Below are 23,454 nucleotides of genomic sequence, written 5' to 3'. Positions count from 1 at the left end.
CGTAAAAAACGCCCCAATCCTCACCCCACATCCCTTCCTTACGTTTTGCCGAAAACCAAAAAGCCCTGGCATTAAACTAGCCAGGGCTTGAGAAATACAATGTTGCGCGATCCAGGCCTAGCTCTGGGCAGCGGCGTAGTCCTCCACGGCTTTCCAGACGCGGAAGACGTTTTTGTAGCAGATTTTCTCGATGTCTTCCTTCGAATAGCCTCGCTTCAGCAGCTCGGCAATCAGGTTCGGGTACATAGACACGTCCTTCAGGCCCGTCGGAAGGGAGTCCCCCACCCCATCGAAGTCCGAGCCCAAGCCGACATAGTCCACTCCGACGAGCGCCACCACATGGTCTATGTGGTCTGCGACGCGCTGCACGGTAGGGAAGGGATTGTTGGCAGCGGTGTATTCGGAAGCGTAGGCTTTGAATGCCGAATCGCCACGGGAAAGCCCATTTTCAGCCATGTAGTTGACCAAATGCTCCCGTACTTTGGAGGATCCGGCGGCATAGGCCGAATCGATGAAGCTTCCGCCAAAGTTGATCATCATCACGCCGCCGTTTTTGGCCATGGCCTGGATCAGCTCATCGCTCATGTTGCGCTCAAACCCGGGCGTGAACTTCCGCACCGAGGAATGGGAAGCGATCACAGGAACCTTGGTGATCGCCAGCGCATCGCGGAAGGTGTTGTCAGAGACATGGCTCAGGTCGACCATGATCCCCACTCGGTTCATCTCAGCTACTACTTTCTCTCCAAACTCGCTCAGCCCACCATGCGTGCCCGTGGTATCGTAGCTCGCATCGCCGATCAGGTTGTCCGTCCCGTGGGTGAGGGTGATGTAGCGGATGCCCCGCTGCTGGAAGTACTTCACATTGGCCAGATCATCCTCGATTCCAGCGCCATTTTCCATCCCCATGGGCAGGGAGATGAGCCCCTTGGCAAAATTTGCCTCAATGTCGGCTGGGCTGTAGGCCATGGCAAACTTGTCTGGAAACGTCGTCGCCAAGCGCTCGGTCATGCTGATCAAGGAATCTGCCAGGGCCTTGGAAGCCCCCGGGTTCTTTTGGTTCCCGGCCGGGATATAGATGGACATAAAGGGTGCATCCAACCCTCCTTCCTTGGAGCGGGGAAAGTCAAAATTGCCGTCGGGAGTCCGCACAGACACATCCAATACTTCCCGCTGGAGGGTAAAGCCCCCGACTTTCATGCGGTATGGAAGGTCCACGTGGCCATCCACCATGATGTTGGACTGGGCGATTTCAGTGGCGGCCTTGAGCCGCTCTTCATCGCTCATCTGGGTGTAGTCTACGGTCTGCTCTGCAGGCGCACAGGCGACGCTTGCTGCCGCAAGTGCCGTGAAGTAAATCAGCTTTTTCATTTCTCTAAGTTGGTGGTGGTTCTTTTCAAAAACAGGGCGGATCATCGAAAATCGACCGTAAAGCAATCCATGTACGGTCAACTCCCCCGATCCCGCATTTAAGATACTGGGAATATGCCAAGGCAGACTAGAATTTCAGTGAACCGGCCCATTTTTCCACCTGTGGTAGTAAAATCCCACCGGCTGACCGACGCTGGGCAAAAAAAGCCTTTCCGCAGGAAATCCCGACGGGCGATATACCGAAGATTCGTTCCCATTCAAGCTCCTACCCGGGTAATCCGAACCAAAACCAGGCCCCGGCATACACAAATCAGGATTTTATTTTGAAAAGTAAATTTGCGAGATTTGACTTCGACTGTTTAAACACTGACAAAAACCACAATCACTATGAGAGCAATTTTGAAGTATTCACTGTTGGGTGTCTCCGCCTTGGCCCTGTATAGCTGCGAGGCGAAAAAGACCGAAGGCGAGGTATTTGAAGTCATCGAAGCCAAGACCCCAACCCTGACCCTGCTGTGGGAGACGCCTGACTCGCTGATGACCAACGAGTCCGTGCTCTTTGATGAAACCAGCGGCAAGCTCTACGTCTCCAACATCGAAGGGCAAGACCCTTCTGAAAAAGACGGAAAAGGCTCGATCGCCATTGTGTCCAAGGAGGGAAAAATCCTGGATGCGGCATGGATCACCGGCCTCAACGCCCCGAAAGGCATGGCGATCTCCGACGGCAAGCTCTACGTCACCGACATCGACGAGCTCGTGGAAGTAGACATCGCCACATCCAAAATCTCTAACAAGTTTAAAGTGGCGGGGGCTGAATTCCTCAATGACGTCGCTGCGCACGATGGGACGGTCTATTTCACCGACATGAGAACGGGCAAAGTACACTCCCTCGCCAATGGCGAGATAGCTACCGTATCCGAAGGCCATGAATCGATCAACGGCCTGGCTGTAGGAGGTGATGGGACTATCTATGGCCTGGACGCCTCCGGACTCAAAAAATGGGATGTCGACGGCACCACCACCGTGATCAACTCCACCGTCACTGGAGGCGATGGATTGGTCATTCTAGGTGATGGCAACTTCATCGCTTCAAGATGGCAAGGTGAGGTTTACTTCGCCAACGACTCCACCCAAACCCTGATGCTGGACACCAAAGCCGCCGAATCCAACACGGCCGACATCGGATACAATGCCGCCGAGAAGATCGTCTACGTCCCTACCTTCTTCAAAAACAAAGTGGCCGCATACAAGCTGGACTACTGATTCCTTGAATAATCCCAAGCAAAAGCCTCCATCTGGAGGCTTTTTCCGTATCTAAACTAGGCAAGGTGTCTATTTCTCCCCCATCCCAGGAAACTCAAAAGTGAAATAGAGTATTTCTATCTTATATCAGCGGATTTGTCCGTACCTTGCAACACATAATTCATCAATCTTCGGGACTACCCACCCCGGATAAATCAGATTCCAAATGAAATCAGGTGAAATCAATTACGAATTAGAAAAAAACATGGAGGTCATCTCCCAGCTTGACGAATTTGTCGGCCATGCGGTAGACAATGTCCTCGTCGATCCGGATGAATGCTGGCAGCCGTCCGATTTTCTGCCGGATTTCCACAACCCAGAGGTCTTTGAGGAGGTCAAGCTTCTCCAAAAGAGAGCAGAGGGCATTCCCGACACGGTATTGACTTCGCTGGTGGGAAACATGATTACCGAGGAGGCTCTGCCCTCTTACCAGACTTACTTCAACTTGCTGGAAGGCATCAATGAAGAAAGATCCCTAGTATCGCCGACCGGCTGGGTGCGCTGGTCCAAAGCCTGGACTGCCGAGGAAAACCGCCACGGAGACCTGCTCAACAAATACCTCTACCTGACCGGCCGCGTGGACATGAAAGCCGTGGAGCAGACCATCCACCGCCTGATCACCAACGGCTTTGACCCCAAGTCCGAATCTGACCCCTACCAGGCGATGATCTACACTTCCTTTCAGGAAAGAGCAACCAAAATCTCCCACGTGAACACAGGCAAACTGGCCGACAAAGCCGGTGACTCCGTCCTGTCCAGAATTTGCAAAACCATCGCAGGTGACGAGGCAAGACACGAAAAGGCCTACAAATCCTTCATGTCCAAGATTTTTGAGATAGATCCAAACGGTGCCGTTCTCGCGTTTGAAAAGATGATGAGAAAACAGATCGTCATGCCTGCCGTACTGATGGGCGATGGCGGCAAGCAACCCAACCTCTACAGAGATTTCTCCGAAATCACCCAGAAAGTCGGCATCTATACCGGCTGGGACTATGCCCGTATCATCGAGCACTTGGTCGGCCTCTGGAAGATCGAGGCGCTGACGGGCCTCGACGCCGCAGCGGCCAAAGCCCAAGACTACCTTTCCAATCTGGCAGACCGCTACATGAGGCTGGCAGACCGGATGAAAGCCCCAGACGAGATCAAACTCGCCTGGCTGAAATAGTCAACCCACCATCAAAGTCCTTCCGAAAGAAGGGCTTTTTTTATTTTTCCCCATGTCGCCCACTACCCCTCCGGCGGTGGTTTGCCCAAAGTATGGGATGAACAAATTTCACCAAGCGACCGTTTTTCCCAGAAACTAAACCCAAACTTCCTCCTATGAGACCTATCAAAAAAATCCATAAAGCCGAATACAGGCCCATCGCCGATCTGGTCACCTACAGCCCCATGCCCACTCGCAGCCTGGAGCAGATCGACCCTTTTATTTTTCTAAACCATCACGGCTTCCAGACCTACCCCGCAAAAAACCAGGGCTTGCCTTTTGGCCCGCACCCGCACCGGGGAATGGAGACCGTGACCTTCATCCTCGAAGGGGACATTATGCACAAGGATTCCTCAGGACATGAATCCGTGATCGGACCCGGAGGAGTCCAGTACATGACTGCCGGGCGGGGACTGATACACGCGGAGGTCTCCAGTTCGGATTTCAAGCAAAAGGGAGGAGACCTGGAAATCCTCCAGCTTTGGCTCAACCTGCCAGCTTCGAAAAAGATGGTCGAGCCCAACTATGTAGGGCTGCAAAAAGAGGACATCCCTTCTTTTGACCTGGATGGAGGAAAGGTCAAAGTACAGCAGCTGTTTGGTGAATGGAAAGGAAAAAAGGGCGCTTTTGAAGGCTCCTTCCCCATTACCATGAGCACGCTCTACCTGGAGAAGGGAGGCAAGTTCACCAAAGTCATCCCATCGGAGGAAAACATATTTTTCTATCTCGTCCGCGGCGTGGCAAAGACCAATGGTACCGACGTACTTTTCCGCCATCTGGTCGAGTTTGCCAATACAGGAGAAACCGTCGAGGTAGAGGCTTTGGAAGACTCCATTCTGATCCTGGGCCATGCCCTGCCTTTCAACGAGCCCATGGTTGCCCAAGGGCCCTTTGTGATGAATACGCAACAGGAGATTCAGGAAGCATATCGCGACTATCAAGCCGGCAAGTTTGGCTCCTGGACACAGTGATCAGCTATCGATGATGTCCTGGGAGACCAGCTTGTAGATCTCCGCCAGCGCCTCGTTGTAGTTGAGAAATTGGTGGTGGTCTTCCAGGGTTTCATAGTCCTCGCGGATTGCCGGACCAGTTTGGGCGTTTTTGGCGCCGATCTGCAGGCTTTTGGAGATGGTCTCGATGATCAGCGGCTTGAGCATTTCGAAGTCCAATCCCTGACGATGCATGATCTCCTCCGCAATACGGATCATGTGGTTGGTGAAGTTGCTGGCAAAAACGGCTGCGACGTGGACGCCTTTGCGGTCTTTGGAGCGCACGGTGTAAACGAGCGGAGAAAGACTTTTGGCCAATTTTTTAAGCTTTTGAAGCGTAGTCTCGTCATCCGATTCCACCAAAAAAGGTACGTCCCCCATGTCCAGCTTTTTCCCCCGGGTGAAAGACTGCAAAGGATAAAGAATCCCCGTGTAGCTGGCCGAGCTGTAGCCCAGCATCTCCAAAGGCATGGTACCAGAGGTATGCACCAAGATGCTTCCCTCCGGCAAAATCACCTCATCTGCCAGCTCAGGGATCGCGGAGTCCTTCACCGCAAGGATGAAAATCTCCGCTCTGCTTTCCGAAAAATCCAGATCGTCGGTAGCCTCGGCGGAATAGACGCGCTCGGTGATCTGGTCGGCCTTGTCCAGATCCCTGGCGTAAATCTCCGTGATCTCATGACCGGCGTCCTCCAAAGCAGGAGCTAAATGCCAAGCTACATTTCCGGCTCCCAGAATGGCTATTTTGAACTTCATGGCGGAATTAAGCCAATTTTGTACAAAAGAAAAAGCCATCCCAAATGATTCGGGATGGCCTTTTCGCTTAGCTGTAGCGTTGTCTTACACGTGCAAAGCCCGATTGTCGGTAGCAGCCAAGCAGGCTTCCTTGAACGCCTCGGTGTAGGTCGGATGCGCGTGGGACATTCTGGAAATATCCTCCGCGGACGCGCGAAACTCCATCGCCACGACCGCCTCGGCGATCATGTCGGCAGTTCTCGGTCCGATCATGTGTACGCCCAAGATTTCGTCCGTCTCGGCATCTGCCAAGACTTTCACCAAACCGTCAGTATCCATGGATGCCCGCGCACGACCTGAGGCCATGAAAGGGAATTTGCCAGTCTTGTATTTTCTTCCTTGCTCCTTGAGCTGCTCTTCGGTGTATCCTACCGCGGCAACTTCTGGCCAGGTATAGACTACGCCCGGGATCAGGTTGTAGTTGATGTGCGGCTTTTGACCCACTAGGGTTTCGGCTACGAACACACCTTCCTCTTCCGCCTTGTGGGCAAGCATGGCGCCCTTTACCACGTCACCGATGGCGTAGATGTTTGGCACGTTGGTCTGCAGGTGGTCGTTAACCTCGATCTGGCCGCGCTCGGTCAGCTTCACTCCGGCAGCCTCGGCATTCAAGCCTTCGGTATAAGGTCTTCTTCCGATGGAAACCAGCACGTAATCACCTTTGATCTCCACAGTTTCACCCTTGCCATTTTCAGCTTTTACGGTCACTTCCTTGCCGGCGTTTTCGACGGAAGTGACTTTATGCTTGAGGAAAAACTCAAAGCCGATCTTTTTCAAAGACTTCTGAAGCTCTTTTCCCATGGTGCGATCCATGGTAGGAATCAGGGAATCCATGAACTCCACCACGGAGACTTTCGCTCCCAGTCGGGCATAGACAGAGCCGAGCTCCAGTCCGATCACGCCGCCGCCGATCACGACCAGATGCTTTGGAACCTCCTTCAGGTTCAAAGCTTCAGTAGAAGTAATCACACGATCCTTGTCGATTTTGATAAAAGGCAAGGTGGAAGGCTTGGAACCGGTGGCGATGATGATGTTTTTGCCTTGGATCTCTGTGGCAGCACCGTCGTCCTTGGTCACTTTGACCGTGGTGGCATTCACAAAGGAACCCAGGCCTTGGTGCACATCGATCTTGTTTTTCTTCATCAAAAACTGGATCCCGTCCACGTTTTGCTTCACCACCTCGTCCTTGCGGGAGATCATCTGGGTGATGTCCGCGCTGAGGTTGGACAGGTTGATGCCGTGGGTTTTGAAGGTATGGGCAGCATTGTGGTAATGCTCCGAGGAATCCAAAAGTGCCTTGGAAGGGATACAGCCCACGTTGAGGCAGGTACCGCCCAAGGTTGGATATTTTTCAACAATGGCTGTCTTCATCCCGAGCTGTGCGCAGCGGATCGCCGCTACATACCCTCCAGGACCTGAGCCGATTACTATGACGTCGTACATTTTGAATAGATTTTAGATGCTAGACTCAAGATACTAGACTTGGCCCTCGCTGGTTAAAAAGCGGGGCCGGAGTACTCCAGCCCCTCGTAAATCGTATTTCGTAAATCGTAACTGGACTACACTCCAAACAACAATCTCGTCGGATCTTCCAGCAGCTGCTTCACGCGGACGAGGAAGCTCACGGACTCGCGGCCGTCGATGATGCGGTGATCGTAGGAAAGGGCCACGTACATCATTGGGAGAATCTTCACCTCGCCATTGACTGCCATCGGACGCTCCACGATGTTGTGCATGCCTAGGATGGCAGACTGTGGCGCGTTGATGATCGGAGTGGACATCATGGAGCCGAATACGCCCCCGTTGGTGATGGTGAAGGTACCACCGGTCATCTCTTCGATGGAGAGCTTATTGTCTCTTGCTTTGCCGGCGAGTCGGACGATTTCTTTTTCGATTTGGTCAAAAGACATGCCTTCGGCATTTCTCACCACCGGTACAACCAAGCCTTTTGGCGCAGATACTGCAATGGAAATATCACAGAAATCGTTGTATACAATCTCGTTACCGTCGATCTGGGCATTCACGGCTGGCCACTCCTGCAAAGCCACGCATACGGCCTTGGTGAAGAAGGACATGAAGCCCAAGCCCACGCCATGTTTCTCTTTGAATTGATCCTTGAACTTGGATCTCAAATCCATGATTGGCTTCATGTTCACCTCATTGAACGTAGTGAGCATGGCAGTTTCGTTTTTCACGGCCACCAGACGACGGGAGACAGTCTTTCTCAAAGAAGACATTTTCTCTCTTCTCACATTTCTGGAGCCAGGAGCTACAGGCGCAGCCTCAGCTTTGGCAGCAGGTGCGGCGGCTGGCTTAGCGGCAGGAGCCGGCTTCTGCGCACCCAGAGCGTCTTCCTTGGTGATTCTTCCGTCTTTGCCTGAGCCTGACACTGCGCTCGGAGCGATGCCTTTTTCCGCCAAAATCTTCGATGCAGCAGGTGAAGCATGGCCAGAAGCGTAGGTGGATGCAGCCGAAGCAGGTGCGGTGGCGGCAGGACTAGCAGCAGCTGCCGGAGCGGAAGCCTCAGCAGGCACTCCATCCGTCACTTCGATCTTGCAGATCAAGCCCCCGATCTCCAGCACGTCGCCTTCCTTGGCGACATGTCTCAGGATGCCGGTAGCCTCGGCAGGCAGTTCAAAAGTAGCCTTGTCGGAATCCACCTCGGCGATGATTTCGTCCAAAGAGACGAAATCCCCGTCCTTCTTGATCCAGTTGGCCAGGGTCACCTCGGTGATGGACTCGCCGACGGTCGGCACGATCATTTCTTTGACCTCACCGGTAGCGGAAGGCTTGGCGCTTGGCGCCGCAGCGGCTGCGGCAGCCGGAGCCGATGCAGCTGCGCCGTCGGCTTCCTCGATCACGCAGATCAAGCCGCCGATCTCGACGGTATCGCCCTCTTGGGCGACGATTTTCAGGACTCCTGCTGCTTCGGCAGGAAATTCAAAAGTAGCTTTGTCGGACTCCAGCTCGCACAGGATCTCATCCAGCTGCACGGTGTCTCCGTCTTTTTTAAACCATTGCCCAACGGTGACTTCAGAGATGGATTCCCCCACGGTGGGCACTTTCATTTCTTTGCTCATGGTTTTATGTTTTTCCCTTCGGGTTATTTTGGAAGGTGGTTGAGAAATATTTTTTGTCTTGATTATCCGCAATCTTGCCAGTAAGCGAATTTGCTTCTTCAATCTGGTCGGAAGACCGAAGACCGAAGACCGAAGTAGGGCAAAGCCCCAATTTCAGCGTTCTTTCGGATTGTCTCGGCTACCTACTGGCATAAAAGCGGATAATCTTATATTTTTTGTTCAAAAACAAGCCCCGCAAAAGCCGGGGCTTGGATCAAGATTAGATTTTTAGCGCTTGGGAAACAATGTTTTTCTGCTCTTCCACGTGGACTTTGTTGTATCCGGTAGCCGGCGAGGCGCTCGGTTTTCTCGCGATGAGGTTCATCGGAACCTCCTTGTAAAGCAGACGGAGCAGGTAGTTCCAGTAGCCCATGTTTTCAGGCTCTTCCTGCACCCACACCACCTCGGCGCCCTCGTAGGACTTCAGCACCTCGATGATTTGGTTTTTCGGAAGAGGATGGAGCTGCTCCAGGCGGACGATAGCGACGTTTTTCACCTTCTCCTTTTCTCTCGCTTCCTCCAGATCGTAGTACACTTTTCCTGTACAAAGGATCACGCGCTTCACGTCTTTGGCGGCAACCGTAGTATCCGGAAGGACTTCCCTGAAGCGACCCGACGTAAATTCGGAAATCGGCGATACCACTTTCGGATGTCTCAAGAGCGACTTTGGCGACATGACCACGCATGGCTTTCTAAACTCCCAAGCCAGCTGTCTTCTCAGCAGGTGGAAGAAGTTTGAAGGCTCGGTGATGTTGGCCACGACCATGTTGTATTCGGCAGAAAGCTGCAGGAATCGCTCCGGACGAGCGTTGGAGTGCTCAGGGCCTTGTCCTTCGTAGCCGTGGGGCAAAAGCATCACCAGTCCGTTCATACGCTGCCACTTGGACTCTCCGGAGGAGATGAACTGGTCGATCATCGTCTGGGCTCCGTTGGCGAAGTCCCCAAACTGGCCTTCCCAAAGTGTCAGGGCATGGGGGTTGGCGATGGCATAGCCGTATTCAAAGCCCAGCACCGCGTACTCAGAAAGCAGGGAGTTGTAGATATGGAACTGGCCTTGTCTGTCCTTCATTTCCTTGAGGGAGTTGAAAGGCTGGTTGGTGTTTGCGTCATGGATCACGGCATGGCGATGGGAGAAAGTTCCCCGCTGCACATCCTGGCCGGTGAGACGGACAGTCTTTCCTTCCAAAAGAAGGGAACCATAGGCCAACAATTCGGCGGAAGCCCAGTTCAGCTCTTTGGTCTCAAAGAACATGTCCTTGCGCTGCTTCATCTGTGCCTCGATCTGCTTGATCGGCTTGAATCCTTTGGGGACAAAAGTCAAGGCATTGGCGACTTTTTCGATGGTGTCCTCAGAGATGCCGGTCTCAGGGGACTTTTCGAAATCCTCCGGCTTAGACCTTCTCAGGTTTGCCCACTCCCGCTCAAACTTGGTCGCTTGGTAGGGCAGAGGCTTTTCCTTCACCATATTCAATCTATCCTGAAGCAGCTGACGGAATTCCTCATCCATCTGTGCCGCTATTTTCGCGTCAAAGTCACCTCTTTCGGTCAGTTTCTTGACGTAAATCTCACGTGGGTTAGGATGCTTGGAGATGATATTGTACAGCTCAGGCTGGGTAAACTTCGGTTCGTCGGACTCGTTGTGTCCATGTCTTCGGTAGCAGACCATGTCCACGAAGATGTCTTTGCTGAATTTCTGACGGAACTCAGCGGCCAGCTTAGACGCAAAGACCACCGCTTCGGCATTGTCTCCATTGACGTGAATCACGGGTGCGTCGATGATCTTGGCAACATCTGTACAGTAGATGGAAGACCTAGCATCGTCAAAGTCGGTCGTAAATCCGACCTGGTTGTTGATCACAAAGTGGATCGTACCGCCGGTGTTGTAGCCTTTGAGACCAGCCATTTGGGTGACTTCGTACACGATGCCCTGACCTGCCACAGCCGCGTCACCGTGGATGAGGATAGGCAGTGCCTTGGTCGCGTCATGCTTGTGGGCATGGTCGATTTTGGCACGAACGAAACCCTCCACCACCGGGTTGACAGCTTCCAGGTGAGACGGATTGGGAGCAAGCTTCAGGTGAACCTTGTTGTTTTCCGGAGTCACGATATCGGAGGAGTAGCCCATGTGATACTTCACATCGCCGTCGCCCATGGTCAAGTCCGGCTTGGCCGTGCCTTCGAATTCGGAAAAAATCTGCTCATAGGTTTTCCCCATGACGTTTGCGAGGACGTTCAGACGGCCTCGGTGGGCCATCCCGATCATTACTTCCTCCACGCCATGCTGGGCGGCGGTGTTGATGACGGCGTCGAGAAAAGGAATGGTGCTCTCTCCCCCTTCGAGCGAGAATCGCTTCTGTCCGAGGTATTTGGTATGGAGGAAGTTTTCAAAGACGACTGCCTGGGCGAGCTTGAAAAGAATCCGCTTTTTCTCGTCGTGGGACGGATTAAAAGCCAAAGCCTCTTTTTCCACCTTGGTCTTGAACCAGTCGAGGATTTCCGCATCGCGGATATACAGGTATTCAAAGCCCATCGGGCCTTCGTAGATCGTCTTAAGAGCCGCCAGGATATCCGCCAAGGTAGCGCTTCCGATTCCGATTTCATTACCAGCCTGGAAAACCGTAGCCATGTCTTCCTGACCCAAGCCAAAATGCTCTGGATCGATCATTGGCTTGCGGTCTCTTCTTTCCCTCACCGGGTTGGTTTTGGATCTCAAGTGTGCCCTGGAGCGATAGGCATGGATCAAAGCGCGTACTTTGATTTCCTTTGGAAGCTGCTCCATGTCCATGATGGTACCCGGAGTAGCCAAAGCCCCGTTTTTGGGTGCGGGTTTTGACGTCGGCTCGGCCTTTCCATTGCCATTTTCGGCTTCGCCGTAGTTGGTAAGGGCAAAATCAAAACCGTCGAAAAATTCCTTCCAGCTTGGGTCTATTGAGGCAGGTTCGTTTTTGTAGTTCGCATAGAGCTCGTCGATATACGATACGTGCGCGTTTGCGATAAAAGAGAATTTATCCATAGTCAATTTTTCAGATCTACGCAAAGCTAAGCCCTAGAGACCGTTTAAAAAAACCGCTTATTTGCCTTAACAAATATATTTTTCAATTTCCTGATTTACACAAAAAAAGGCAGCGCCGTACGGCGCTGCCTCTAGGACTGGACTGGATTTGTCTTTAGTATTTATTCGACGTCTACAAAGTACTGGAACGGGGAATCATAGAACACCGCACCTGCTACGTTTGTGGTCACGTTACCCGAATGGAATTTCCGCCCTTTCTTGTCAGTGAGAATCAATCGAAACTCAAATACGTCCCCCTTCTTGATATCCGCAGCGGTCAAACCTACCGCAGCAATCGCTTCAGGGGCAGTCACAACAAAGGAAGTCCTTAGAAACCTCGAATCTGAATTTGGCGCAAAAGCTGATGCTGGAATTGTAGTCACCTGGGCATCTCCACCCGCTGGGGTATACTGCAGCCCAACTCCCGTGATCAAACGTCGGTGCCTTACCATAATATCTACGGTCTCCACCGTCGCGCCATCCTCGATATCCACCGCCTCTAGAGTCAGGGCGAAAGTGGAAGAGGGCAAGTTGCTGAGTTGAAAATCAACGCTGGTCCGCGCAATAGTCCTCAGATAGACACCCGTATCAAACGTAGAGTAAGGGATATTTGGCTCCACTGAATCTCTACAAGAGCTCAGAAAGACCAGAGCCAATGCCAGCAGCGCAAAACTATATCTTAACTTTTTCATTGTTTCTTTCTTTTTCAGTTAATAAATCCAAGGAGAACCAGGATTCGTATCCCAGAATACCTGCACTGCAACACCATCCTTCGGAACCGCATTCACATTAGTTACCAAGTAATTGTTTGGGTACTCAAACGACCTAACAAACGGTCCTGGATCAGCTTCCAAGGCAGGCTGCATATTTGAGGGTTTGCCGGTTCTTCTGTACAGGTTGTATGCTTCCATACCATTACCATAAAGTCCCAACCAATACTCTCTACCAATCACGTTCATTTTGGCATCAGTCGAGGCCGCCGCATCATACTCAGAGTTGACGTAGGCAACGTAAGCATCCCTTTTGGTAGCGTGATCTGCATCACTGATTTTCCCAAGGATTGTCGCGCTTTCGCTAGTACCTAAAGAGAATGATCTAACATAGTTGATATTCTTTGTGATAGCGGATGTCAAGTAAGCCTTTGCGTCGCCAGTTGTACCAAGTGTGAGAGCCGCCTCAGCCAGCATGAAATCCACATAAGACGCCATCATGATCGGGTGGAAACCTGCACCTTTTGCTCCAAGAGCCGGGTTGTTTACAGGAGTGCCGCTGTCATTGTCAAAACGGCCACCCGCGGGATAAACACCGTAGGCAGTCCTCTTCAAACCATCTGGTGGAATACCGTCTGGATCCAAGTGGTCTCTACCCCAGTAGCCCTTGTTGCCCGCTGGATTACAATAAGGAAATTGGCCAACCAAATAATGAGGCGGAGCGATTTGGGACACACATTCCTGCTCGTCCACATTGGTCGTGTTGGTCAACACCTGACGATACATGTAATATTTTACACGAGGATCATCAAAACCCTTGGCCACAGTCAAATGATGCATGAAGTAGGTGGACTGATAGTCGCCACCACCTGAGGTGTACTGGCCGGCAAATTTGGGATGGCGCGAATCCGGATCCGCCGCAGTGGTACCAAATCTGAAGATGAAGTCATCGCCAGCCCCGATCAAATTGTTTTCAGCGATCAAAGCATTGATACCAGCTCTAGACGCCGCCCCATCTACAAGCTTTGTATTCAAGAAATACCGCAGCTTCAGGGTATTGATCAACTTGATCCATCGCGTGTAGTTACGGGCGTAGAAGTAGTCATTTGGCGTACCGGCTGAAGTAGCGGTAAAATGTGCCGCTGCTTCATTCAGCAAACCAAATGCTGCGTCATAAACTGATTTTCCCGAATCTGTCTTCGGATTAAAATTAGCCGCGTCGATTGCCTCGGAATACGGGACATCTCCGTAGGTATCTACCAGACTGAACAACACCATCGCCTTGATCGTCTTGGCGATACCCAAGTGTCTTTGGAAATTGGAAGCTTCCGCCAGCGGCTCCAAAAACTTGACATCCGCAAGAATATTGGCATATGCATTACTCCACGTTCCGTTGGTAGACGTCGCCGTGTAGGCGTTGATGTACAATGCGGACCCCTGATTGATCTGACGGGTAAGGCGAGCTCCTCTATCGGCTACTCCATACCACATATCCTGATAGTCCAATTGGATTCTGTTCAAGAGAAAGTCCGGAGATGCTGTCTCGGCGTTTACCGCATTCGGATTCTCCAACAGCTCGTCCAACTTCTCATCGCAAGACGACGCAAAAACCAGGCTGGTTGCAACCGTCAGGCCATATATAAATCTTTTCATTTTCATTTCTGTTTAGGGTTAGAAAGTAAGAGTTAACGTTCCACCCACTCTCTTGGAGCTAGGACCAGTCACGAAGTCGAATCCAAGACCATTACCAACCCCTGTACCCAATACATCCACGTCAAAGTTCATGTTTGGGGGGAAGTTAAGAGCCTCAAACCACAGGTTTGTTCCACTTAGAGCGATCGACGCTCTCTTGAAAGGAGTCTTTGACATCAGGTTATTTGGCAACTGGTAAGCCAGGGAAACCTCTCTCAAACGAATCATTGAACCGTCGAAAATGTTTGGTTCATTGGTCGCTCCTTGATAACCTGAGAAGAAGTAGTCAGAAGCAGAGATTTGATAGTCGTTCGGAATGTACTTAGGAGTTCCATCAGCGTTGGTGCCATCCTGCCTTACACCCGGCATGATAAAGGTCAATTCTCTATCCGCTACTGGATCTTTGGTCACACCGCGAGCAAGGGTCGCCGTAACGGTATTTGAGTACACCATCCCTTTGTGACGATACTCCAGCATCGCAGTCAAAGTCAAACCTTTGTAAGAAAAGGAGTTAATCCAAGACCCGTTCCATGCTGGATTGGGATCTCCCAAAACCACGAGACCCGCGGTCGGCTTATGCACGCCATTAGAAAGAATGATCGGCTGTCCTGTTGCTGGATCGCGGTCAAAACCAATTCCCTTGATCACGTTAAAGGGCTGACCAGGAATCGCGAAGTTACCTAGGGTGGTATAGCCAGCGACTACGACTTCTTCCAATCCGCCTCCCAATTCCAGTACCTCGGTACGGTATTTTGACCAGTTCACAGTAGAATTCCACTCAAAGCCAGATGTCGTAGAAACGGGAGTTACAGTGGCCTGCAATTCCGCGCCGCGGGTTCTGATCTTACCGATGTTAATCGCTGTCGTCGTATAGCCGGTAGCTGGATCAATTGGAGACTGGGTGATCAGATCCTTGGTATTTTTCTCATAGATAGAGACGTCGAATCTCAACTTGTTGTTAAACATCACCGCTTCCACACCGAATTCCAGTTCACCATGAAGCTCAGGCTTCAGATTTGGATTTCCCAAGGTATTGGAAACAGCGTGGGTCGTCGTTACCACACCGTCCCTGTCGAAGGCACGGGCAGTTTGATTCAACACATTTCTGGTGCTGTAAGGAGATGGATAACCGGCGGAAGTACCGTAGCCCAAACGCAACTTCAAGTCATTCAAAGTGGAAGAACCCCAGTCAAACGCCGTGGTAGGAATGAAGGATACGGAAGCACCTGGATAGAGGATGCTGCGGTTTTCCTTTTCTACGGTGGAAGTCCAGTCATTACGTGCGGACAAGTTCAAGAACAGGTAGTCTGAATAGTCCAAAGTCACGTTGGCATAGACTCCATATCTTCTTTCTTCTGTCTCTCTGTTCAGCGCATTTCCAGAGTAGGCATCCGTGTTGGCAGAAGTCTGGAAGTTGGAGTGTCTAAAGAGACCAAAGGCCAGCTGACCTTGTGAGGCAATACCGTTTTGGGTATAGAAGTCATAGCGTGAATTCCCTCCCAACAAGGCGCTCATACCCAGTTTGTCAGTAAACTCTTTCTTCCAATTCAACACCAAGTCCTGATTCCAAATGGTATTGTTGATGTTGATGGATCGATAGTAGCCGTTTCTAGTAGTGAGGTCAGAAGTTGCCCCACCCTTGTTGTACTTCACTTCTTGGAGCTCAGAATAAGTATCCAGACCCAAACGATAGGTTATCGAGAAGTTGTCACTCACATCATAGTTAAGCGAAGTGGAGTTGAAGAATCTCTTTACATCAGAAGTATTGGAATAATATTTAACCAGCCAAAGCGGGTTGGTGATGTCGTTACCTCCTCTATAATACACAGAGCTTTTATCCACCGGGTTTTCATACGGCAGATTTTCCAAATCCACCGAACGCGGTGTAAACAACACGTGTCCAAAAACAGACGGGATTGCACTACCAGACCCGGAAGAAGCATTCACTGGCGGAGTTTGGAGATCCGTGATGGCAAAGGTGAAGGAAGAGTTGACGGACAGCTTGTCGGTTACGGCTGAGTTCAGACCCAAGCCGAAGTTGAATTTCTCCAAATCGTTACCTGGGACATAGCCTTCTTCGTCGGTATACCCAAAGCTAGCGTTGAAGCCGGTACGATCAGAACCACCTGATATCTGCACTGAAGTATTGGACACCAAGCCAGTTCTAAAGAACACTTCAGACGGATCCTTGTAAGCCTTATACTCGTATTGCACTGGCGTACCACCCACGATACCATCCACCCAAAACTCAGGGAACGCATTCCGAATGGCAGCAACAGAAGACGTCGCATAAGGGTGGTTTACCGTAGAGCCCACATCCATTCTCCCACCGAAGTTGGAGAAAAAGAATCCATTCCCTTGCTGGAAGCCGTTACCATAAATTTGGCCGTAGGTCGGAAGGGAGGCCGCTTTGTTGCTGAACAGCGACTGGTTAATGGTTACTTCTGCCGCTTTTCTTTTTGACGCGCCGGATTTGGTGGTAATCAAGATTACCCCGTTTCTACCTTGGTCACCGTAAAGCACGGTTGCCGAAAGGCCTTTTAGCACGGACATGCTTTCGATGTTGTTTGGATCGATATCCAAGAATCGGGAAGAGGTCGCCGCACCACCGGTGGTAAAGCCGTTTTGGGAGTTTGTGTTGGTATTGAACGGAACGCCGTCCACCACAAAGAGAGGCTGGTTGGATCCTGTGGCTGAGGAATAGCCCCGGATGACCATGTTGGTACCGGATCCGGACATACCGTTCGTAGAGGTGATGTTTACGCCGGGCACCTTGCCCTGCAAAACGCGCGCTACGTCAGCTTCTGGACGGTTCTCCAACTGCGAATTGTCCACTGAGGTTACCGCGTAACCCAGCGCCTTCTTTTCCCTTTCGATACCGATCGCAGTCACTACCACTTCGGATAGTTGCGACGCGTCGGTCGTCAGGGTGACATTGACTACGGTTCGGTTGCCGACCGCCTCTTCTTGGGTCTTCAGACCCACAAAAGAGAAAATCAGGACATCAGATCCCGCGGGCACGTTGATGGAGTAGTTACCGTCCAAATCGGTGGTAGTACCCACTGTCGTACCCTTCACGAGAACTGTCGCCCCTGGCAAGCCCATACCGTCTTCCTCGGAAATTACCGTACCGGTAATTACCCGTTGCTGCGCCGATACCTCATAGCTGAGGATCATGGTGAAAAGCGCAACAACAAAGAGTAAAGCTTTTCTCATAAGGTATTTAGTTTAGTTGATATCAGTAAATAAAATTTATTCTCTGATAATTTCAAAAGCGGTAAAAAATTCGTGTAAACGGACAGAAAAGCAAATTATTTGGCTGCAATCGTTATTGTTAACAATTTTTAACCAAAAAATATCGCTTTGATAACGATTTCAAAATTTTATTCTGTCAAAATCAAGAAAACCTAAAACTCAAAAATAATTTTCCACTGCAAAAAATATTTTCAAACGCCTCAAACTCCGTTTTTTCAGTCATTTTAAGAAGAAAATTAAGCTTTTAACCGTTTTTTTTACATTTTATTTCAAAATCGGAGTTTTTCCCAGCTCTAAAAATTGCCGTTTTGCAGATATCCAAATTTCCTGTTTGCCTAATTCAATATTTCTAAGGATTTCTTGCAAAAAAGAAAAAAACCGGTTCATTTTTTAACCGGTTTTCTATTTTTAAAAGGAATATTTTAAAGTAAAGGCTGCTTCGTCCCACCATAGCCCTGTGAAGTCGACAAAATTATATGCTGGCTTCCAGTCCAAGCTCAAATAGATATTCGTGTGGTAGAAGTTGTATTCCAGACCTGCTACAAAGTCCACTCCGTAAGCCTGGTAATCTTGCGTGCTTTTGTAAACCCAAGGCGGCTCGCCCTTCTCTTTGGTCCATTTGCCGTAGTGCATTCCCCCTCCCAGATACCACTCCATCCCACGAAATTCCCGGATATCCATGTGGTATTCATAGAGCAGGGCAGCGTTCCAGCCCTTCCATCTGTTGAAGACCATCAGCTCCATCGCGGCATGGTCGGTGACGAAGCGCTTGACCGATCCGCCCACGGAAGTGCCAGCCCGCACTCCCACGAGCGTATTGTAGTAGCCTTGCTGCGCAAAGACTCCAGAACTACAGAGCAAAAGCCCCAGCAGAGCGATCGCAAATGCGGGAAGAAAGTTTTTTTTCAAGGGGTGACAGGTTGGATCCTGTCAAAAAGTAAGGACTTTTTCGGGAGTAATGCAAAAATCCAGGCGCACGTCGTGCGGATCGGGCTGTATACTCTCCTCAGGCTCGTAAAAACTGAGTCCAATTTTGTGGACTTCCGGCTTCAGCTTGCCCAGAAAAGCGTCATAGAACCCCTTTCCGAAACCCACGCGGTTCCCCCCACGATCATAGGCCAAGAGCGGGACGAATACCACTTCAATCTTGGCAGGAGAGACCATGATCGACTCCTGCGGAACGGGAATGCCCCACTCATCTAGAAAGAAAGCCGCATCCTGCGGAAGCTTCAGCGTCTCCAGCTCAGTCGCCGCGCGGTTGACCTGCGACGTGTAGAGTGTTTTGCCGAGCTGCTCCAGGGATTCCTTGATGTGAAAGGTATTGACCTCGTTGAAGCGATCGATGGGAAAGAAGAGGTGGAAATGCTGTAAGTGGCTCCTTTGCTCCAGCCATTTCAAAAACTGCTGGTTGATCGCTTGGGATTTGGCTTCAACGACAGCGGGTTGAAGGCTTTTGCGCAGCTGTCTGTAAGCCGAGCGGAGGTCTTGTTTGGTTTTCATTCGTATTGGAGCACTATCATGTTAAAGTCAAGCGGGTCAAAACAGCACAGCAGGTCATCGATCAGGTCCAGCTTGGCGAGGTAAAACTGCATCATATTTACCGCCCGCTCCTGCGGCGTCCCACCGGGCGCGGCAAACTCCAAAACCGCCTTGGCCCGATCCAGCTCCACCTTTAGACGTCTTTCCTCCGCCTTTCGCAATTTTGAAGCCAATTGGTCGAGGATTTTCAGGCTGCGCACTTTGCCTGCTTGGAACGCCGCCTCCAGGCTTTTCTCCAAGGCCACGGCTTCTTCGCCTTTCCTGTCCAGCAGCTCGGACAGCATGCGTTTTTCCTCCCCGAGCGTAAAGTCCGTCGAAGACTCCCGCTCGACGAATGCTTTTTTCCATTCGTCAAAATCAACAAACACATCCTCGACGTCCCAGCCCAGCTTCTCGATCTTTCTGGAGACCGGCCCATCCAGGATCAGCGCGAAGTTCCTCGGCACCAAGACCGGAAACGCTACGTCAAAATGGTCAAAAATACCTTTTAGCTGCAGCCAATAGACCATCTCCGCCGGCCCGCCGAGGTAGGCCAGATTGGGAAGGATCATCTCTTGGTAAAGTGGCCGCAAAACGACATTCGGACTGAAGCGCTCCGGGTGGGACTCCAAAAGCCCTTCCAGCTTTTCTTTGGTAAAGCTGAGCTCGGAATTCAACACCTGATAAACGTCTCCTACCTGCTCGATCCGCTCGCGGACCCCCTTGTCCAAGTAGAACAGATTGATCTCGCGGGGAAAGACTTGGCTTTTGTAGCCCAAGGCCTCCAGCTCATCCGTCGTCTTTTTGGCTTGCCCGTATGGCGCATGTCCGAAAAGATCCGAGGAAACCACCGGCTTGAAGATCGCCTTGAGCGAGGGGTCATTCCCATCCACGACCACCAGTCCCTCGGCCCCAAAGAGGCCATTGACATACTTCCGAACAGCCTCCCCCAGCGTCTTGCTACTGCCGTAGGCATCTTTGAATACCTCCGAAGCGAAGGGCACCTCCTTCAAAAACTCCTTGAAGGAAGCATCCAAAACAAAATCGCCTACCGCCCCACTTTGGTCAGACTGCCATTGGTACTTTTTCCCATCCAGCTTGAAATAGTTGATCTCATCAAAGTCATGATCCTCGGTCGCCATCCAGTACACCGGCACGAAATGGCAATCGGGATAGGCTTCCTTTAGCTTTTTAGCCAGGTTGACCGTAGAAACCAACTTATATATAAAGTATAGCGGCCCGGTAAAAAGGTTGAGCTGATGCCCGGTGGTGACCGTGTACGTCTTCCCGTCCAGCAGAGAGTCAATGTTTAGGGAGACCGACTCTCCCAGCTCCACGCCCTCATACTGCCTGTACAGCGCCTGGTGGAGCACTTCTCGGTTTTGCTGCGAAAACTGCTTGGCGGCTATGGCTTCGCCAAAACTCTCCAATCTGGGCAGATGTGAATAAAATGGCCTAAGTGAGTCTTTCCCTTCTATGTAGTCCAAAAAAAATCTTGAAAACTGTCCCGTCTTATCCAGAGCTACGCAGTGTTTTTTCATCGGAGTGGGTGAAGTATGTTTGGGAACTCTAACTTAGCGATCCGAACCAAAGTTCGGTTTTTTTTGTAAAAAACCGGACATCTTACATTAATGGTGGAGAAAGGCTCAAAAAAAACAAATCCCGTTCACCCCGGCGATTTGTCTGGCCCTGACACCAGCGTATTTCTATTTTCACCCATTCACCCTGATGCTTCCTTACCAAAGAATTTTCCTAAACAACGGCCTGGAGGTAATCCTGCATGAGGACCACAGCAGCAAGATCGCTGTCTCCAACCTACTCTATAAGGTAGGCTCCCGATTCGAAAAACCCGGCAAAACCGGCCTGGCGCATTTCTTTGAGCACCTGATGTTCGGAAGCTCGGCCAACGTGCCCGTCTTTGACCGGGAGCTGGAGCGCGTCGGCGGCTCCTGCAATGCCTTCACCAGCCCAGACATCACCAACTACTACATGACCCTGCCTGCGGCAAACATCGAAACGGCCTTTTGGCTGGAGTCTGACCGCATGCTGCAGCTGACCCTGAGCGAGAAGACGATCGAAACCCAGCGAAAAGTGGTCATGGAAGAGTACAAACAGCGCTACCTCAACCAGCCCTACGGTGACGTGTGGCACCACATGAGAGGCATGGCCTACACGACCCATCCCTACCGATGGCCTACCATCGGCCAAAACCTCCAGGACATCGAAGGATACACGGAGGAAGATGTGTGGGATTTCTACCGCACCCACTACCACCCCGGCAATGCGATCCTGGTCGTCGCAGGGGACATCACCCTCTCCGAGCTGGAAAAGCTCGCGCAAAAATGGTTTGGCCCCATCCCCGCCCAGCCTTCCCAAAAGGTATCCATCGCAGCCGAACCGGCCCAAGCAGGCAAGCGCGTCCTAAGCCATGAGGCCAGAGTGCCGACGGACGCCTTATATAAGGCGTACAAAATGCCCGGAAAAGGCGAAGCCGGATACCTCGAAGCCGACTTGGTCAGTGACCTATTGGGCGCGGGCAAGTCCTCCATACTCGAACAGCGTCTGGTGAAAAACGGGAGGAAATTTGCCTCTGCAGGAGCCTACATCACCGGCTCAGTCGATCCCGGCCTTTTGGTTTTTTCCGGAAAAATGGAGCAGGGCATCTCCGCGATGGAGGCCGAGCAGGCCCTGGATGAGGTTTTGGCGGACTTTCTCCAAACTGAGATTGCCGAGCGCGAACTCCAAAAAATCAAAAACCAAGGGGAAGCCATGAAGACCTATGAGTCCATCCAGCTTCTGAATCGCGCGATGAACCTCGCCTACTTTGCCCATTTGGGCAATCCGGAGTTATATTGGGAGGAATTTGAACAAAAATCCAAGATAGAAGCCCCACAGATCCAACTCTGGGCACAGAGACTGCTCCGGGAGGATCAGGCTTCCGTCCTCTACTACCAATCCATCGATCAATGACTCCTTTCAGAATAGGCTTCGGCTATGATGTACACCAGCTCCAGCCAGGCTACGATTTTTGGCTGGGCGGCATCAAGATAGACCATGACAAAGGGGCCGTGGGCCACTCCGACGCCGACGTGCTCATCCACGTGATCTGCGACGCGCTGCTCGGCGCCGCCAACATGCGAAACATCGGCTATCACTTTTCCGACAAAGACCCCAAATACAAAGGCATCGACAGCAAGATCCTGCTGGAAGAAGTGATGAAAATGATCCGCGAGGCGGGGTATGAAGTGGGGAATATCGACACCACCGTCTGTTTACAATTGCCGAAAGTGAATCCCTTCATCCCAGAAATGAAGACCCGCCTCTCCCAAGTCATGAACGTGGCGGAAGGAGATATTTCCGTGAAAGCCACCACCTCCGAGTGGCTTGGCTTCGTGGGCAGGGAGGAAGGCGTCTCCGCCTATTGCACCGCTTTGATCTATAAAGTATGAGCGAAAAGATAAAAATCATCACCACCGAAGACGGCTCCCACTCCCTCTACAACGAGGAGCTGCAGGAGACCTACCACAGCTTTCATGGGGCCTACCGCGAATCCATCCACGTATTCATGCTTTATGGGCTGGACTCTTGGCTCGCGCGAAACCCGAGAAGGTATCCCATCCGCATCTTTGAAGTAGGCTTCGGCACCGGCCTCAACGCATGGCTCACCCTTGTCTGGGCCGAGCAAAACAACATTCCGGTGCTCTATCATACGATTGAGCCTTTTCCCGTCCAAAGCGAAATCTACAAACAGCTCAACTACATCGAGCACGATCACGGAATCTGGCACTTCCACAAGTACTTCGAAGCCCTCCATCAAGCCCCTTGGAATGAAGGCGGGCCGGTCTCGGAATATTTCAATTTCAAAAAAGACCAGGTGACGCTCCAAGACGCCCAGCTATATCCCGCCGATGTGGTCTTTTTCGACGCCTTTGCCCCCAGCAAGCAGCCGGAGCTGTGGAGCAAGGAATCCTTGCAAAAGGTAACGGAAATGATGCGTCCGGGCGGTCTTTTCACCACCTACTGTGCCAAGGGACAGCTGAAGCGTGACCTGAAAGAACTCGGACTCGAAGTAGAAAGCCTCCCTGGCCCTCCGGGCAAAAAGGAAATGACGCGTGGATGGATGCCGGTCGGCAGTCCCTCGACCAGCCCGGGAACCGACCAGCAGTAGGCAGCACTTTGACAAGATTACTGACCAGTGGGCGGTGGTACAGGGGACAGCGTCGTAAATCAGAAATTCTTGATTCCAGAATCTTGCTTCTTGGTTCTTGGTTCTTAATTCTTGGATCTAGCTTCTTGATTCTAGTATCTAGCTTCTTGACTCTATGACAATGCCTAAATAAAGTTGTCACATTTGTTGGTTGTCCCAACAATCAGACAAGATGAAAAACGGACTTAAGATTAGGCAAAGGAGAACGTTCAGTGAAGCATTACGGAAGCAAATAGTGGGTCA

Annotated in this window: 17 protein-coding genes; 6 read left to right on the top strand and 11 right to left on the bottom strand. The window is 51.3% G+C overall.

Annotated elements, in window-relative coordinates; genetic code table 11:
- Positions 1 to 117: 117 nt before the first annotated feature.
- A complete protein-coding gene (locus J0A68_RS19875) occupies positions 118 to 1,368 on the bottom strand; it encodes a dipeptidase (RefSeq protein WP_206580001.1) in 1,251 nt (416 codons plus the stop codon).
- 387 nt (positions 1,369 to 1,755) lie between these two features.
- Between J0A68_RS19875 and J0A68_RS19870 the strand changes: the two genes are divergently transcribed.
- The 3 genes from J0A68_RS19870 (at position 1,756) to J0A68_RS19860 (ending at position 4,845) form a co-directional block, all read left to right on the top strand.
- Complete coding sequence (locus J0A68_RS19870) at positions 1,756 to 2,631, top strand: SMP-30/gluconolactonase/LRE family protein (RefSeq protein WP_206580000.1); 876 nt, start codon at positions 1,756 to 1,758, stop codon at positions 2,629 to 2,631.
- 205 nt (positions 2,632 to 2,836) lie between these two features.
- Positions 2,837 to 3,835 (top strand): acyl-ACP desaturase, encoded by a 999-nt coding sequence (locus J0A68_RS19865; protein WP_206579999.1) that lies wholly within the window; start codon positions 2,837 to 2,839, stop codon positions 3,833 to 3,835.
- Between the two features lie 155 nt (positions 3,836 to 3,990).
- Positions 3,991 to 4,845: a pirin family protein gene (locus J0A68_RS19860; protein WP_206579998.1), complete on the top strand. Its 855-nt coding sequence runs from the start codon at positions 3,991 to 3,993 to the stop codon at positions 4,843 to 4,845.
- Here the strand turns inward: J0A68_RS19860 and J0A68_RS19855 are convergent, their stop codons facing one another.
- From J0A68_RS19855 to bshC, 10 genes are all read right to left on the bottom strand, one after another.
- On the bottom strand, positions 4,846 to 5,619 hold the full coding sequence (locus J0A68_RS19855; RefSeq protein ID WP_206579997.1) for a Rossmann-like and DUF2520 domain-containing protein: 774 nt from the start codon (positions 5,617 to 5,619) through the stop codon (positions 4,846 to 4,848).
- Between the two features lie 84 nt (positions 5,620 to 5,703).
- The gene (lpdA, locus tag J0A68_RS19850; RefSeq protein WP_206579996.1) at positions 5,704 to 7,101 is read right to left on the bottom strand and encodes a dihydrolipoyl dehydrogenase; all 1,398 of its coding nucleotides are present in this window, start codon (positions 7,099 to 7,101) and stop codon (positions 5,704 to 5,706) included.
- A 116-nt stretch (positions 7,102 to 7,217) separates the two neighbouring features.
- Positions 7,218 to 8,738 carry a 2-oxoglutarate dehydrogenase complex dihydrolipoyllysine-residue succinyltransferase gene (gene odhB, locus J0A68_RS19845; RefSeq protein WP_206579995.1) on the bottom strand — a complete coding sequence of 507 codons (1,521 nt, stop codon included), beginning with the start codon at positions 8,736 to 8,738 and terminating at the stop codon, positions 7,218 to 7,220.
- A gap of 259 nt (positions 8,739 to 8,997) precedes the next feature.
- Positions 8,998 to 11,790, bottom strand: a complete 2,793-nt coding sequence (locus J0A68_RS19840) for a 2-oxoglutarate dehydrogenase E1 component (protein WP_206579994.1) — start codon at positions 11,788 to 11,790, stop codon at positions 8,998 to 9,000.
- Positions 11,791 to 11,951: 161 nt separating this feature from the next.
- Positions 11,952 to 12,521 (bottom strand): hypothetical protein, encoded by a 570-nt coding sequence (locus J0A68_RS19835; RefSeq protein WP_206579993.1) that lies wholly within the window; start codon positions 12,519 to 12,521, stop codon positions 11,952 to 11,954.
- Between the two features lie 18 nt (positions 12,522 to 12,539).
- Positions 12,540 to 14,198, bottom strand: coding sequence for a SusD/RagB family nutrient-binding outer membrane lipoprotein (locus J0A68_RS19830; protein ID WP_317195135.1), 1,659 nt, complete (start codon positions 14,196 to 14,198; stop codon positions 12,540 to 12,542).
- A 12-nt stretch (positions 14,199 to 14,210) separates the two neighbouring features.
- The gene (locus J0A68_RS19825; protein ID WP_206579992.1) at positions 14,211 to 17,447 is read right to left on the bottom strand and encodes a SusC/RagA family TonB-linked outer membrane protein; all 3,237 of its coding nucleotides are present in this window, start codon (positions 17,445 to 17,447) and stop codon (positions 14,211 to 14,213) included.
- Positions 17,448 to 17,894: 447 nt separating this feature from the next.
- On the bottom strand, positions 17,895 to 18,395 hold the full coding sequence (locus J0A68_RS19820; RefSeq protein WP_206579991.1) for a hypothetical protein: 501 nt from the start codon (positions 18,393 to 18,395) through the stop codon (positions 17,895 to 17,897).
- Positions 18,396 to 18,416: 21 nt separating this feature from the next.
- Positions 18,417 to 18,986 (bottom strand): 5-formyltetrahydrofolate cyclo-ligase, encoded by a 570-nt coding sequence (locus J0A68_RS19815; RefSeq protein WP_206579990.1) that lies wholly within the window; start codon positions 18,984 to 18,986, stop codon positions 18,417 to 18,419.
- Complete coding sequence (gene bshC, locus J0A68_RS19810) at positions 18,983 to 20,545, bottom strand: bacillithiol biosynthesis cysteine-adding enzyme BshC (RefSeq protein WP_206579989.1); 1,563 nt, start codon at positions 20,543 to 20,545, stop codon at positions 18,983 to 18,985. Before bshC ends, J0A68_RS19815 begins: the two co-directional genes overlap by 4 nt.
- A gap of 187 nt (positions 20,546 to 20,732) precedes the next feature.
- Between bshC and J0A68_RS19805 the strand changes: the two genes are divergently transcribed.
- Genes J0A68_RS19805 through mnmC2 form a run of 3 tightly spaced genes read left to right on the top strand, consistent with a single transcriptional unit; the run spans position 20,733 to position 23,172 of the window.
- The gene (locus tag J0A68_RS19805) at positions 20,733 to 21,974 is read left to right on the top strand and encodes a M16 family metallopeptidase (protein WP_206579988.1); all 1,242 of its coding nucleotides are present in this window, start codon (positions 20,733 to 20,735) and stop codon (positions 21,972 to 21,974) included.
- The gene (ispF, locus tag J0A68_RS19800) at positions 21,971 to 22,453 is read left to right on the top strand and encodes a 2-C-methyl-D-erythritol 2,4-cyclodiphosphate synthase (RefSeq protein ID WP_206579987.1); all 483 of its coding nucleotides are present in this window, start codon (positions 21,971 to 21,973) and stop codon (positions 22,451 to 22,453) included. The genes J0A68_RS19805 and ispF overlap by 4 nt, the downstream gene beginning before the upstream one ends.
- Entirely contained in the window at positions 22,450 to 23,172 is a 723-nt protein-coding gene (gene mnmC2, locus J0A68_RS19795) for a tRNA (5-methylaminomethyl-2-thiouridine)(34)-methyltransferase MnmC2 (protein ID WP_206579986.1), read from the top strand. The genes ispF and mnmC2 overlap by 4 nt, the downstream gene beginning before the upstream one ends.
- The last annotated feature ends 282 nt before the right edge of the window (positions 23,173 to 23,454 follow it).

Source organism: Algoriphagus oliviformis (assembly GCF_017254915.1).
GTDB lineage: Bacteria > Bacteroidota > Bacteroidia > Cytophagales > Cyclobacteriaceae > Algoriphagus > Algoriphagus oliviformis.
The sequence above is the reverse complement of the archived record's forward strand: the minus strand, read 5'-3'. Positions and strand labels throughout refer to the sequence as shown.